The sequence below is a fragment of the Pseudomonas sp. P8_241 genome (assembly GCF_034008315.1).
Lineage (GTDB): Bacteria > Pseudomonadota > Gammaproteobacteria > Pseudomonadales > Pseudomonadaceae > Aquipseudomonas.
On the sequence record NZ_CP125377.1, the window covers coordinates 3,878,533 to 3,892,826 of the forward strand.

General features: G+C 59.5%; 13 protein-coding genes. 9 read left to right on the forward strand and 4 right to left on the reverse strand.

Annotated elements, in window-relative coordinates; genetic code table 11:
• Window positions 1-154: 154 nt before the first annotated feature.
• Window positions 155-607, reverse strand: coding sequence for a ribonuclease HI (gene rnhA / locus QMK58_RS17345; RefSeq protein WP_053158774.1), 453 nt, complete (start codon window positions 605-607; stop codon window positions 155-157).
• Between the two features lie 90 nt (window positions 608-697).
• A complete protein-coding gene (locus tag QMK58_RS17350) occupies window positions 698-1,456 on the reverse strand; it encodes a class I SAM-dependent methyltransferase (RefSeq protein ID WP_053158771.1) in 759 nt (252 codons plus the stop codon).
• 65 nt (window positions 1,457-1,521) lie between these two features.
• Here QMK58_RS17350 and gloB point away from each other — a divergent pair, with 65 nt between their 5' ends.
• The 9 genes from gloB to QMK58_RS17395 all read left to right on the forward strand — a co-directional run bounded on the left by gloB (window position 1,522) and on the right by QMK58_RS17395 (window position 12,946).
• The gene (gloB, locus tag QMK58_RS17355) at window positions 1,522-2,289 is read left to right on the forward strand and encodes a hydroxyacylglutathione hydrolase (protein WP_320396545.1); all 768 of its coding nucleotides are present in this window, start codon (window positions 1,522-1,524) and stop codon (window positions 2,287-2,289) included.
• A 99-nt stretch (window positions 2,290-2,388) separates the two neighbouring features.
• Window positions 2,389-3,825, forward strand: coding sequence for a transglycosylase SLT domain-containing protein (locus QMK58_RS17360; protein ID WP_053158767.1), 1,437 nt, complete (start codon window positions 2,389-2,391; stop codon window positions 3,823-3,825).
• Between the two features lie 282 nt (window positions 3,826-4,107).
• Entirely contained in the window at window positions 4,108-5,922 is a 1,815-nt protein-coding gene (locus QMK58_RS17365) for an extracellular solute-binding protein (RefSeq protein ID WP_413817432.1), read from the forward strand.
• The gene (locus QMK58_RS17370; RefSeq protein ID WP_320395117.1) at window positions 5,919-7,760 is read left to right on the forward strand and encodes an extracellular solute-binding protein; all 1,842 of its coding nucleotides are present in this window, start codon (window positions 5,919-5,921) and stop codon (window positions 7,758-7,760) included. Before QMK58_RS17365 ends, QMK58_RS17370 begins: the two co-directional genes overlap by 4 nt.
• A gap of 4 nt (window positions 7,761-7,764) precedes the next feature.
• Entirely contained in the window at window positions 7,765-8,838 is a 1,074-nt protein-coding gene (locus tag QMK58_RS17375) for a microcin C ABC transporter permease YejB (protein ID WP_034146535.1), read from the forward strand.
• 1 nt (window position 8,839) lies between these two features.
• On the forward strand, window positions 8,840-9,859 hold the full coding sequence (locus QMK58_RS17380; protein WP_320395118.1) for an ABC transporter permease: 1,020 nt from the start codon (window positions 8,840-8,842) through the stop codon (window positions 9,857-9,859).
• A gap of 1 nt (window position 9,860) precedes the next feature.
• The gene (locus QMK58_RS17385; RefSeq protein ID WP_320395119.1) at window positions 9,861-11,471 is read left to right on the forward strand and encodes an ABC transporter ATP-binding protein; all 1,611 of its coding nucleotides are present in this window, start codon (window positions 9,861-9,863) and stop codon (window positions 11,469-11,471) included.
• A gap of 20 nt (window positions 11,472-11,491) precedes the next feature.
• Complete coding sequence (gene fabI / locus QMK58_RS17390; RefSeq protein ID WP_034146538.1) at window positions 11,492-12,286, forward strand: enoyl-ACP reductase FabI; 795 nt, start codon at window positions 11,492-11,494, stop codon at window positions 12,284-12,286.
• A 234-nt stretch (window positions 12,287-12,520) separates the two neighbouring features.
• Window positions 12,521-12,946 (forward strand): VOC family protein, encoded by a 426-nt coding sequence (locus QMK58_RS17395; protein WP_320395120.1) that lies wholly within the window; start codon window positions 12,521-12,523, stop codon window positions 12,944-12,946.
• A 109-nt stretch (window positions 12,947-13,055) separates the two neighbouring features.
• Here the strand turns inward: QMK58_RS17395 and QMK58_RS17400 are convergent, their stop codons facing one another.
• Together QMK58_RS17400 and QMK58_RS17405 are read right to left on the reverse strand one after the other, a co-directional pair.
• Entirely contained in the window at window positions 13,056-13,637 is a 582-nt protein-coding gene (locus QMK58_RS17400) for a GGDEF domain-containing protein (RefSeq protein WP_320395121.1), read from the reverse strand.
• Window positions 13,638-13,711: 74 nt separating this feature from the next.
• Complete coding sequence (locus tag QMK58_RS17405; protein ID WP_320395122.1) at window positions 13,712-14,293, reverse strand: hypothetical protein; 582 nt, start codon at window positions 14,291-14,293, stop codon at window positions 13,712-13,714.
• Window position 14,294: the final 1 nt, after the last annotated feature.

Consider the following 14,294-nt stretch of genomic DNA (forward strand, 5'->3'; position numbering starts at 1 on the left):
TGCTCAGCTCTCAATCGGTCAATCGTGCAAAAGCGGCGATGTTAACACGGTGCCAGTAGGAGCTGCCGCAGGCTGCGATCTTTTGCTCTTTATCTTGAAAATCAAAGTCAAAAGATCGCAGCCTGCGGCAGCTCCTACGGGCAGACATCGCTGTTTAGCTTTGTTTGTAGCCGCGCACTTCGTCCACGCCACGGTTAGCCAACTGGTCGGCCCGTTCGTTACCGTGATGCCCGATATGTCCGCGCACCCATTTCCATGTGACTTTATGGCGGTTGACCTGCTCGTCGAGCAGTTTCCACAGGTCGGCGTTTTTAACCGGTTCTTTCGCAGCGGTTTTCCAGCCGCGCTTCTTCCAGTTGTCCATCCACTCATTGATGCCTTTCATGACGTACTGGGAGTCGGTCACCAGCAGCACCTCGCAGGGGCGCTTGAGCTCTTCCAGGCCGCGAATGGCGCCCATCAGTTCCATGCGATTGTTGGTGGTGTTGGCTTCGCCGCCCCAGAGTTCTTTTTCAACGCCTTTGCACACCAGCAATGCACCCCAGCCACCAGGGCCGGGATTGCCTTTGCAGGCGCCGTCGGTAAAGAGTTCTACGCTATCACTCATGCCAATCTATCCAGAAAATGCGGTGGCTCGTCGATCGAGGATCGACGACGCCCGAAGCCGGGACTCGCCCGGCAGAAATTGAAGAAGGGGTTATGGCTCGATGTTGCGCCGATTGACCTTGGCCATTGGCAACGGAATCAGTTTACCCATCGTTTCACGACGCTCCTGTCGGAGCGGGCGCAGACCGACCACGATTTTGCGTGCCACCAATAAATAGAAGCCGCCACCCGACAGTTGCCAGTCACCGGCCTTGCGCTCCCATCCGGCAAGACGGGCCTGCCAGGTCGGCGAAGCCAGCGGCGGACGATAGCACCCGAAGCGACGTTTCTCCAGCGCGAAGCCCAGCAGGTTCAGCCAATCGGCGACACGCGACGGGGAGATGCAGCGCGCCTTGCGCATCCCGTCATGGGCGAACACATGCCGCAGGCCCCAACTGCTCCAGGGATTGATTCCGACGATCAGCAGGTGCCCGCCAGGTCGCACGCTGCTGGCCGCTTCACGTAACAAACCATGGGGAGACAGGCAGAAATCCAGCCCGTGCTGCAACACCACCACGTCGGCGGCATGTTCGCTGAGCGGCCAGGCTTGTTCTTCGCAGACGATCTCGACCCCCGGCAACGGCGCACCAAGCCGCACATTGCGCTGCACCTGCGGCGCCGACGGCGGTGTCTGGGCAGAAGGGCCATAATGCACGAGATAGCCGCCGAAAAAGCGCCCTAGCTCGTCTTCGAGCATGCGCCGTTCTTCGTCCAGCAAAAACTGCCCGATGGGACCGGACAGCCAGTCGCGGGCGGCGCTGATCAACGCCAGCCAGTCGGGATCAGCCTGTGCGAACGCTTTATCAGTCATTGCATTCTCCAACGCGCCAGGAAGTTCTAAGATGCGCCTTTGTTTTCTGCTTGGCGAATCCGACGATGATACAGATCACTGCCCTGCCCGCCTTCACCGATAACTACATCTGGTTGTTACAAGACCCTGTCAGCAAGCGCTGCGCGGTCGTCGATCCGGGTGATGCCGCGCCCGTGCAAGCCTGGCTGGCGGCCAATTCCGACTGGACATTAAGCGATATTCTGATCACTCATCACCATCATGACCATGTCGGCGGTGTCGAACAGCTCAAGAAAGCGACAAACGCAAAGGTCTATGGCCCTGCCAGTGAAAACATCCCGGCACGGGACGTTGCGCTCAAGGACAACGACCGTGTCACCGTGCTCGGACGAGAGTTCGATGTCTTCGCCGTTCCCGGCCATACACTGGGGCATATTGCCTATTACCACCCTGGTTTGTTGTTCTGTGGTGACACGCTGTTTGCCGCCGGCTGCGGACGCCTGTTCGAAGGCACGCCTGGGCAAATGTACGTTTCTCTGACCCGCCTGGCCGAGCTGCCGGAGGACACGCTGGTCTATTGCACCCACGAGTACACGCTGAGCAATCTGAAGTTTGCCGCAGCGGTCGAACCGAACAATCCGGACACTGCCGAACGCCTGGCCAAAGTCACCCGGCAACGGGAATCCGGGATCATGACGCTGCCTTCGACGGTGGCACTGGAGAAGCTCACAAATCCGTTTTTGCGTACCGGTGAAACATCCGTTAAAGAAAAAGCGGACGAACGGACCGGCACCGATAACTTGGCGCCGGATATGGTTTTTGCTGCGCTAAGGGCTTGGAAAGACCGGTTCTAAACAGCTTGCTTGTGAGTCTCGCAGTTCTGAAAGGTTGACCGCAGGGGGTGCGCTTTCTAGAATCGCCCGACATTTTTGTTCGGAACTAACTTCCAGCCAATGTCGTCACCTATTCGTAAAGCCATCAATTCAGACGCATTGACCCGCTTGGCTCAAGCCATAGCGGTGGCTGTGTCCGCCACATTGGCGGGCTGTTCCAGCCATGCGCCGCAGACTGATGCGACGCACACTCCGAACATCGCCGCACGCGCCAAACAGAAGCCGATCTGGCTCAGCGAAAAACCCAGTCCGCAAATCCCCCAGGACGTCTGGGAGCGCATGCGCCAGGGCTTCCAGTTGCAGGACGGGTTGGGCGTGAACCCGCGCATCGAGCAACAGCGCCTGTGGTTCGCCAGCAACCCCTCATTTCTCGAAAATGCCGGCGAACGTGGCAGCCTCTACATGCACTACATCGTCGAGCGCCTTGAAGAGCGCAACATGCCGCTGGAACTGGCGCTGCTGCCGGTGATTGAAAGTGCCTACAACCCGATGGCCTATTCTCGGGCCAACGCGGTAGGTCTTTGGCAGTTCATCCCTTCCACCGGGCGTTACTTCAATCTGCGTCAGACCAACTTGTATGATGGCCGTCGAGACATCACTGCGTCGACCACCGCCGCGCTGGATTACCTGACTCGCCTGCATGACATGTTCAACGGCGACTGGATGCTGGCCCTGGCAGCCTACAACGCCGGCGAAGGCACCGTCAGCCGAGCCATCGAGCGCAACGAAAAGCTCGGCCTGCCGACTGACTACTGGAACCTGCCGCTGCCGTCCGAAACCCAGGCCTACGTGCCAAAGTTGCTGGCGCTGTCGCAAGTGGTCATGGCCCCCGAAGCCTACGGCGTCAACCTGAACCCGATTGCCAACGAGCCGTACTTCCAGGCCGTCGAAATCAATCAGCGCATGGACCTGTCCAAAGTCGCCGAAGTCGCCAATATCGACGAAGACGAACTGTTCCAGCTCAACCCGGCCTTCAAACAGCGCACCACCACACTTGATGGCCCGCAACATCTGCTGGTGCCGACCTCCAAGGCACAGCTGCTGACCACCAGCCTGCAGACCATGCGTCCTGAAGAGTTGATCAGCAAAAAGCCGCTCAAGCCGGTATTCGACCGCGCGGACACGACTGCAGTCGCCAGTGCCAAACGCAGTTATCGCGTCAAGCGCGGCGACAACCTCGGCTCCATCGCCAAGGCCAACGACGTCGACGTGAAGGATCTGCAACGCTGGAACAACCTCAGCGGCAAGAACCTCAAGGCCGGCCAGACCCTGGTCATGCGCGACACCCGCAAAAGCAACTCCGGTCGCGTCAATACCGTGGTCGCTGCCAACAGCAAGAAGCAGCAGCAGACCAAATACAAGGTTCAGCAAGGCGATTCGCTGTACATCGTGGCCAAACGCTTCAACGTTGAGATGCAGCACCTCAAACGCTGGAACCCGCGTGTCGGCCAGGCGTTGAAGCCGGGGCAGATGTTGACAGTCGCCAATCCACGCTAAAAAACAGCCCCTGAATTCAGGGGCTTTTTTATGCCTGCGCAGTTTCATGGAGAGCACAAGACCTGTAGGAGCAAGCTTGCTCGCGATGAGGGCTTATCAGTTTGCATCGATGGCGACTGACATACCTTCATCGCGAGCAAGCTTGCTCCTACAAGGATGGTGGCCTGGCCGAAATGACTGATTACTCCCCCGTCTTTTTCCTGCCAAGACAAGCTGTTACTGTACGATCCACAAAGCCCAAGCCGCCTGGATCGGATCCCCTATTTGAAGCGTCCCCTCCTCCTGCTACTGATCAGCCTGGCCTTAAGCTCCAGCGCAAGCGCGACGATCAGCGAAAGCCATGGTTATGCGCAGTTCGGCACGCTCAAGTATCCGGCCCGATTTACCCATTTCGACTGGGTCAACCCGCAAGCGCCCAAGGGCGGTACGTTGCGAGTGATGGCGTTTGGCACGTTCGATACGCTCAACCCGTACACCTTCAAGGGCACGAGCCCGGTCACCACGCCGAGTTTCCTGCAATACGGCATCAACGAGCTCAACGAGCCGTTAATGGTCGGTACCGGCCAATATGCGCCGTCCGGGGATGAGCCGGCGTCCAGTTATGGACTGATCGCCCAGTCGGTCGAATACAGCGAAGACCGCAGCTGGGTGGTGTTCAATCTACGCCCCGAAGCGCGCTTCCATGACGGTACACCGATCACCGCCTACGACGTCGCGTTTTCCTACCGCTTGCTGCTCAAGGAAGGTCACCCGCTGTATCGCACCAGCCTTCAGGAAGTGTTGCGGGTCGACATTCTCAATTCGCAGCGCATTCGCTTCGTGTTCAAGCGCGCCGGCAATCCGCTGCTGATCCTGCGCCTGGGCGAATTGCCGGTGCTGCCGCAGCATTACTGGAAGGGTCGCGACTTCAAAGCCACCACCTTCGAGCCGCCACTGGGCAGTGGACCGTACCGCATCACGTCGGTCACGCCAGGGCGGCAGATTGTCTTCGAACGGGTCAAGGATTACTGGGGCAAGGACCTGCCGGTCAATCGCGGCAAATACAATGTCGACCGCATGGAAGTCGAATACTACCGTGACAGTGACGTCGCGTTCGAAGCCTTCAAGGCGGATGAGTTCGACATTTACATCGAGCATCAGGCGAAAAATTGGGCCACCGGCTACAACTTCCCGGCGATACGTCGCGGCGAGGTGATCAAGGCGCAGATTGCGCACCAGATCCCGACCCAGAGTCAGGGCCTGTTCATGAACAGCCGCCGATCGACATTCGCCGATGCCAAGGTCCGCGAAGCCCTGGGCCTGATGTTCGACTTCGAATGGACTAACCGCACGCTGTTCAGCGGCGCCTACAAACGCGCCACGAGTTACTACCCCAACAGCGAATTCTCCGCCACAGGTGTGCCAGTCGGCCATGAATGGCTGCTGCTCAAACCTTATCGTGAGCAACTACCGGCCAGGCTGTTCACCGAGCCGTTCAGTCTGCCGCAGACCGCCGGCCGCGGCATCCCCCGGGAAACCCTACGCAAGGCGCTTGGCCTGCTCGATGAAGCCGGCTGGAAGCTCAATGGCCAGCGCCTGCAAAACGCGGCCGGGCAACCGTTGCGCCTGGAGCTGCTGCTGGTCAATCCGAACCTGGAGCGCATTCTTCAGCCTTACGTCGAGAACCTCGCCAGCATCGGAATCGACGCAAGCCTGCGCACGGTCGATCGCGCCCAATACAAGCAACGCCTCGACCAGTTCGATTTCGACATGATTCTGATGACCCTCAACCAGACCCTCAGCCCGGGGCTGGAGCAATGGCAGTACTTTCATTCCAGTCAGGTCGGGGTCAAGGGCAGCAAGAATTACGCTGGCATCGCCAACCCCGTGGTCGACCACCTGCTCGATCAGTTGCTCGCGGCCCAGACCCGCGATGAGCAGGTCGCCGCCGGCAAAGCGCTCGACCGCGTGTTGCTGTGGCAGCACTACATCATCCCCAATTGGTACCTCAACTATCACCGTCTGGCCTACCGCAACCGGCTGGCCTTTGTCACCACGCCGCCCTATACCCTGGGCCTGAGCGCGTGGTGGCTGAAGTCTTCGGAGAAAGATCGATGAAACCCGTACGTGCCCTGCTCCTGCAGGCCAGTGGTCTGCTGTTCGCCGGGCTGGCCTGCGCCGCTCCGCAACATGCCGTGACCCTGTACAACGAGCCGCCGAAATACCCGGCCGATTTCAAGCACTTTGATTACGTCAACCCTGACGCCCCCAAAGGCGGGATCTTCCGCCAGGCCGGGTTCGGCGGCTTCGACAGCCTCAACCCGTTCATCAACAAAGGCGTACCGGCCGATGACATCGGCCAGATCTACGACACGCTGACCCGGCACAGTCTCGACGAGCCCTTCACCGAGTACGGCCTGATCGCCGGCAAGATTGAAAAAGCGCCGGACAACAGTTGGGTGCGCTTTTACCTGCGCCCCGAAGCACGCTTCCACGACGGTCATCCCGTGCGTGCCGAAGACGTGGTGTTCAGCTTCGACACGCTGACCAAGGAAGGCTCGCCGCTGTTTCGCGGCTACTACAGCGATGTGGCCGAAGTCATCGCCGAAGACCCGCTCAAGGTGCTGTTCAAGTTCAAGCACAGCAACAACCGCGAACTGCCGCTGATTCTCGGCCAGTTGCCGGTGCTGCCCAAGCATTGGTGGGCCGACCGCGATTTCAACAAGGGCAATCTGGAAATCCCGCTGGGCAGCGGCCCGTACAAAGTGGCCGACGTGAAGGCTGGCCGCTCGGTGCGTTACGAGCGGGTCAAGGATTACTGGGGCAAGGACCTGCCGGTCAATCGCGGTTTCTACAACTTCGATACCATGAACACCGATTACTACCGCGACAACACCGTCGCCCTCGAAGCGCTGAAAGCCGGGCAGTTCGATTACTGGCTGGAAATGACCGCGAAGAACTGGGCCAATGCCTACAACATCCCGGCGGTCACCGAAGGTCGGTTGATCAAGGAACAGATCCCCAACCGCAACCCGACCGGCATGCAGGGTTTCGTCTACAACCTGCGCCGCCCGGTGTTCCAGGATGTGCGGGTGCGCCAGGCGCTGAGCCTGTTGCTCGACTTCGAATGGACCAACAAACAACTGTTCAACGGTGCCTACGCGCGCACCCGCAGTTACTTCGAGAATTCGGAAATGGCCGCCACCGGCCTGCCGGACGCCGATCAACGGGAGATCCTCGAGCCGTTTCGCAGCAAGCTGCCCGCTCAGGTGTTCAGCGAAGTCTTCGAAAATCCGAAGACTGACGCCAGCGGTATGATCCGCAACCAGCAGCGCGAGGCCTATCAATTGCTGCAAGAGGCCGGCTGGAAGATCGTCGACGACAAAATGGTCGATGCCACGGGCAAGCCGGTGGTCATCGAGTTCCTGCTGGCCCAGACCGAATTTGAACGCGTGCTCCTGCCGTTCAAGCGCAACCTCAGCGACCTGGGCATCAATCTGGTGATCCGCCGTGTCGATGTCTCGCAGTACATCAACCGCGTGCGCTCCCGTGATTTCGACATGATCGTCGGCAGCTTTCCGCAGTCCAACTCACCGGGTAACGAGCAGCGTGAATTCTGGATGAGCGCCGCCGCCGACAAGCCCAGCAGCCGCAACACCATGGGCTTGAAGGATCCTGTCGTCGATCAACTGGTTGAGAACCTGATCAATGCCGACTCGCGCAAGGGCCTCGTGGCCCACGCCCGCGCGCTGGATCGCGTGTTGCAATGGGGCTATTACGTAATCCCCAACTGGCACATCAAGACCTGGCGCGTGGCTTACTGGAACCACATCGGCCACCCGAAAAACTCCCCCGACTACGACATCGGCATCAACACCTGGTGGGTCAAGCCCGATGCGAAACCTGCTGTAGAAGTCGAAACCAAACTGCAAGCCGACCCTGCGGGCACGGAGTAATCAGATGCTGGCGTATATTTTTCGGCGACTGTTGCTGATCATCCCCACCCTGTTCGGGATTCTGCTGATCAACTTTGTGATCATTCAGGCCGCCCCGGGCGGTCCGGTGGAGCAGATGATCGCCAAGCTCGAAGGCTTCGAAGGCGCCACCAGCCGCATTGCCGGTGGTGGTGCCGAAGTCTCGGTGGCCGGCTCCGCCTATCGCGGCGCCCAAGGCCTGGACCCGGCGCTGATCAAGGAAATCGAGCACATGTACGGCTTCGACAAATCGGCGCCGGAACGCCTGTGGATCATGGTCAAGAACTACGCGAGCCTGGATTTCGGCGACAGTTTCTTCCGCGACGCCAAGGTCATCGACCTGATCAAGGAAAAGATGCCCGTGTCGATTTCCCTCGGGCTGTGGAGCACGCTGATCATGTACCTGGTGTCGATCCCGCTGGGGATCGCCAAGGCCACGCGACACGGCAGCCACTTCGACGTCTGGACCAGTTCGGCGATCATCGTCGGTTATGCGATTCCAGCGTTCCTGTTCGCCATTTTGTTGATCGTGGTGTTCGCCGGTGGCAGTTACCTGGACTGGTTTCCCTTGCGCGGGCTGACCTCGAACAACTTCGATGAACTGAGCATGGGCGGCAAGATCCTCGATTACTTCTGGCACCTGGCACTGCCGGTCACCGCATTGGTCATCGGCAATTTCGCGACCATGACACTGCTGACCAAAAACAGCTTCCTCGACGAGATCAACAAGCAGTACGTCGTCACCGCCAAAGCCAAGGGTCTGACCAACCATCGCGTGCTGTACGGCCATGTGTTCCGCAACGCCATGCTGCTGGTGATCGCCGGGTTCCCGTCGGCGTTCATCGGCATCTTCTTCACCGGCTCGTTGCTGGTGGAGGTGATTTTCTCCCTCGACGGCCTCGGCCTGATGAGTTTCGAAGCGGCGATCAACCGCGATTATCCGGTGGTCTTCGGCACGCTGTTCATCTTCACTCTGCTGGGGCTGGTGGTGAAACTGATCGGCGACCTCACCTACACCTTTGTCGATCCGCGCATCGACTTCGAAAGCCGGGAGCATTGAGATGAACCTGTCCCCTCTCAATCGCCGACGCTATGAACTGTTCAAGGCCAACAAGCGCGGCTGGTGGTCGCTGTGGCTGTTCTTGATCCTGTTCGGTGCCAGCCTCGGCGCCGAGCTGATCGCCAACGACAAGCCGCTGGTGGTGCACTACGACAACAATTGGTATTTCCCGGCGCTCAAGCGCTATCCGGAAACCACCTTCGGTGGCGAATTCCCACTGGAAGCCAACTACAAGAGCCCGTACATCCGCGAATTGCTCAAGGCCAAGGACGCCTGGGTGTTGTGGGCGCCGATTCCCTACAACTACCAGAGCATCAACTACGACCTGAAAGTCCCGGCGCCCGCACCGCCCTCGGCAGATAACCTGCTGGGCACCGACGACCAAGGCCGCGATGTGTTGGCCCGGGTGATTTATGGCTTCCGGATTTCGGTATTGTTCGCTCTGACATTGACTGTGTTCAGCTCGATCATCGGCGTCATCGCCGGGGCCTTGCAGGGCTTTTACGGCGGCTGGGTCGATCTGGCCGGGCAGCGCTTTCTGGAGATCTGGTCCGGCTTGCCCGTGCTCTATCTGCTGATCATCCTCGCCAGCTTCGTGCAACCGAACTTCTGGTGGCTGCTGGGGATCATGCTGCTGTTTTCCTGGATGAGCCTGGTGGACGTGGTACGTGCCGAATTCCTGCGTGGACGCAACCTGGAATACGTGCGCGCCGCTCGCGCCCTGGGCATGCAGAACGGTGCGATCATGTTCCGCCACATCCTGCCCAATGCAATGGTTTCGACCATGACCTTCATGCCGTTCATCCTCACCGGTGCCATCGGTACGCTGACCGCCCTGGATTTCCTCGGTTTCGGTTTGCCGGCAGGTAGCCCGTCCCTGGGCGAACTGGTGGCCCAGGGCAAATCCAACCTGCAAGCGCCGTGGCTTGGCATCAGTGCCTTTGCGGTGCTGGCTGTGATGCTGAGTTTGCTGGTGTTCATCGGCGAGTCCGCTCGCGATGCCTTCGACCCGAGGAAGTGAAATGAATCAGGACAATCTGATCGAAGTGCGCGACCTTTCCGTCGAATTCGTCGTCGGCAAACGCTGTCAACGCGCGGTCGAAGGCGTGAGTTTCGACATCAAGCGTGGCGAAACCCTGGCGCTGGTGGGTGAAAGCGGCTCGGGCAAATCGGTGACCGCGCACTCGATCCTGCGCCTGCTGCCCTACCCGCTCGCCCGACATCCGTCCGGCACCATCGAATACGCCGGGCAGAACCTGCTGGGCCTGAACGAGAAAACCATCCGCCAAATTCGCGGCAACCGGATTGCGATGATCTTTCAAGAGCCGATGACCTCGCTCAATCCGTTGCATTCGATCGAGAAGCAGATCAACGAGGTGCTCGGCATCCACAAGGGTCTGACGGGAAAAGTGGCGACCAAACGCACTCTGGAGCTGCTGGAGATGGTCGGCATTCCCGAACCCCACAAGCGCCTCAGGGCCCTGCCCCACGAGTTGTCCGGTGGCCAGCGTCAGCGCGTGATGATCGCCATGGCCCTGGCCAACGAGCCGGAACTGCTGATCGCCGACGAGCCGACCACCGCGCTGGATGTGACCGTTCAGCTGAAAATCCTCGAACTGCTCAAGCAATTGCAGGCTCGCCTGGGCATGGCATTGCTGCTGATCAGCCACGATTTGAACCTTGTGCGAAGAATTGCGCATCGCGTATGTGTCATGCAGCGAGGTTGCATCGTCGAACAGGCATCGTGTGAAGAGTTGTTCCGCGCGCCGCAGCATCCGTACACTCGGGAACTGCTGGCAGCGGAACCCAGCGGCAAGCCTGCGACCAATATAATTGGCCCGCCGTTGCTGGCGGTCGAAGACCTGAAAGTCTGGTTTCCGATCAAGAAAGGCCTGTTCAAACGCACGGTGGATTACGTCAAGGCGGTCGATGGCATCAATTTCAGCCTGCCTCAAGGTCAGACCTTGGGGATTGTGGGAGAAAGCGGTTCCGGAAAATCGACCCTGGGTCTGGCGATTTTGCGGCTGATCGGCAGCAAAGGCGTCATTCGCTTTGAAGGCAAGCAGCTAGACTGCCTGACGCAGAACGAGGTTCGCCCGTTGCGTCGGGAGATGCAGGTGGTGTTCCAGGACCCGTTCGGCAGCCTGAGCCCGCGGATGTGCGTCAGCGACATCGTTGGCGAAGGCCTGCGGATTCACAAGATGGGCACCACAGAAGAACAGGAAGCGGCGATTATTGCGGCACTGAAGGAGGTAGGTCTGGATCCGGAAACCCGGCACCGCTACCCCCACGAATTTTCCGGCGGGCAACGGCAGAGAATCGCCATTGCCCGGGCATTGGTGTTAAAACCGGCGTTGATTTTGCTGGACGAGCCCACCTCGGCCCTCGACCGCACCGTACAACGCCAGGTGGTGGAGCTTCTGCGTTCACTGCAAACCAAGTACAACCTGACGTATCTGTTTATCAGCCATGACCTGGCTGTGGTGAAAGCGCTGAGCCACCAGCTGATGGTGGTCAAGCATGGCCAAGTGGTCGAACAGGGAGACGCGCAAAGTATTTTTGCCGCCCCCCAACATCCGTATACACAGCAGTTGCTGGAAGCCGCTTTCCTGGCACCAGCCACTGCGCAATAACCTGAAAAGAGGAGCAACACATGGGTTTTCTCGCCGGTAAGCGCGTACTGATCGTCGGTGTCGCCAGCAAGCTGTCCATCGCATCCGGCATCGCTGCCGCCATGCATCGCGAGGGCGCTGAGCTTGCCTTCACTTATCAGAACGACAAACTCAAGGGTCGTGTCGAAGAGTTCGCACAAGGCTGGGGCTCGAGCCCTGAGCTGTGCTTCCCGTGCGACGTGGCCAGCGATGCAGAAATCGCCAAGGTCTTCGAAGAGCTGAGCAAGAAGTGGGACGGCCTGGACTGCATCGTGCACTCCGTGGGCTTCGCTCCGGGCGACCAACTGGACGGCGACTTCACCGAAGCCACCACCCGTGAAGGTTTCCGCATCGCTCACGACATCAGCGCCTACAGCTTCGTGGCCCTGGCCAAGGCTGGCCGCGAAATGATGAAAGGCCGCAACGGCAGCCTGCTGACCCTGTCGTACCTGGGCGCCGAGCGCACCATGCCGAACTACAACGTAATGGGCATGGCCAAGGCTTCGCTGGAAGCCGGCGTCCGTTACCTGGCCGGATCCCTGGGCCCGGACGGTACCCGCGTCAACTGCGTATCGGCAGGTCCCATCCGCACCCTCGCCGCTTCCGGCATCAAGAACTTCCGCAAGATGCTGGCCGCGAACGAAGCTCAAACCCCGCTGCGTCGCAACGTCACTATCGACGAAGTCGGCAACGCCGGCGCCTTCCTGTGCTCGGACCTGGCGTCCGGCATCAGCGGTGAAATCATGTACGTGGACGGTGGCTTCAACACCACGGCCATGGGCAACATCGAAGAGTAATCTTCGGCTAGCCATATAAAAGAACCCGCCAATCCTGGCGGGTTTTTTTATCCCTGTGATTTCTTGAACGCGGTGAAATCCCTGCAGGAGCAAGCTTGCTCGCGATGATGTCAGCACATTCACCATCGGTCGTGGCGCAGACACCGCTATCGCGAGCAAGCTTGCTCCTACAGGGATTGTGTTTGATCGGCTATTGTTTTTTTATCAACTCAACCCATCGCCGAGCCCTACCCAATGCAACTATCCCCTTTCCACCTGGCCATCCCTGTCTACGACCTGGCCGCTGCGCGACACTTCTACGGCTCGGTATTCGGCCTGGAGGAAGGCCGGTCCAGCGACCATTGGGTCGACTTCAATTTTTTCGGCCATCAACTTGTGATTCACCTGGCACCGAAGAATGCGTCTCAGGAAGCCGCTCATACCAACGCCGTCGATGGCCATGACGTGCCGGTGCCGCACTTCGGCGTGGTCCTGGGGATGAAGGAATGGGAGGCCCTGGCCGAGCGGTTGAAATCGCTGGAAACTCTCTTCGTGATCGAGCCGGGGATTCGATTTCAAGGGTTGGTGGGCGAACAGGCGACGATGTTCCTGTTTGATCCGTGCGGCAATGCGCTGGAGTTCAAGGCGTTCAAGGATATTGGGCAGTTGTTTGCCAAATAGTCGGTGTCTGTAGCGACGCCATCGCGAGCAGGCTCGCTCCCACATTTGAAATGCGCCCCCCTGTAGGAGCCGGCTTGCCGGCGAAGAGGCAAGCCCAGACAACATCGCACTACAGGCCCATCACCCGCTCCGCCTCAGACAACAAATCCTCCACCGAACCATAAAGCGTCGGGTCGTACTCAACCTGCCCGACACTGAAGCGAATGTCATAACTGCGGCGCGCTGTGGCATTGCGTTCAGCCAGTATTTCGTCAATCCGCGTCTTGATGGCTGCAATTTCCACCGCGCTGGAACCGGTCAACAATACGGCGAACCGCCCCCCCTGAATACGTCCGACAACGTCGTTTTCGCGAAAACCGATGCGCAGCACATCGGCGAAGGTCTTGAGTACATCATCGCCTTCGTGTCGACCATACAGGTAGATGATGTGCTTGAACTCATCAAGGGTGAAGTACAGCAGCGTTGCCGGAGTATCCAACTGCTCGCAGGCGTCGAGCCCGAGCTGGGCCAGCGCGATAAAGCCATGGCGATTGGACAGCAAGGTCAGCTCGTCCATGCTCGCCATTTGCACGCCCATCAACGCTTGCTCAGCCTGTCGCGCCAGGTAGCGCAGCCGTTCCCGTTCCTGTTGCGGCGTAAGCAACGGGTTCGCATATCGGCCGGTTTTTACCGGTTTGCCTGGAATTAACATCGTTGACTCCCGTGGCGGCTATGTAACTTAGAGTCGCCCATAACCGCATTGACTCCCTGTTTACGCGCCGCTGGTCAGCTTTCCGCAACCGGACACGGCCCACCCGCGTCTGCCCATTGCTTGAATTGCGTGACAAAAATGTCGTGGGGCACCGGCACTGGCGCCCGATTGCCACCCGGGTTCCAGCCCCACAGCACCAGTTTGTCGTCGCTGACATGCTTGATCAGGGCGGCGAAGTCCCTGTCGCCATTGCTGGAGCGGTCCTTGATCATCGCGCACAAGCGGTCCGGCGGCAGGCCGATCCAGGCCATGCGGTGGGTTGCCGGTGGCAGGCTCCAGTGCGGTGCGCCGGGTGGCGCATTGGGGCCGTAGCTGGCCGGTGGATTGCTTTGGGCATGGCACGTCGCGCAGGGCAATCCCGCCGAGCCCTTACCGTCCAGGCCGCGCACGACGTTCATGGCATGGGGCACGCCCGCATCGAATTGCAGTGGCGAATCCCCGGGAATGTGGCAATTCTGGCAACGCGGGCTCTGAAAGACTTTCTGTACGGTCTCGAACGCCTTCAAGGCTTCCCGGTCCTGGGCGAATACATGTGATGCGTAGGCTGCGAGACAGATCAGAACGACCGACCCGAGCACCCAATGATGTCGCCTCATC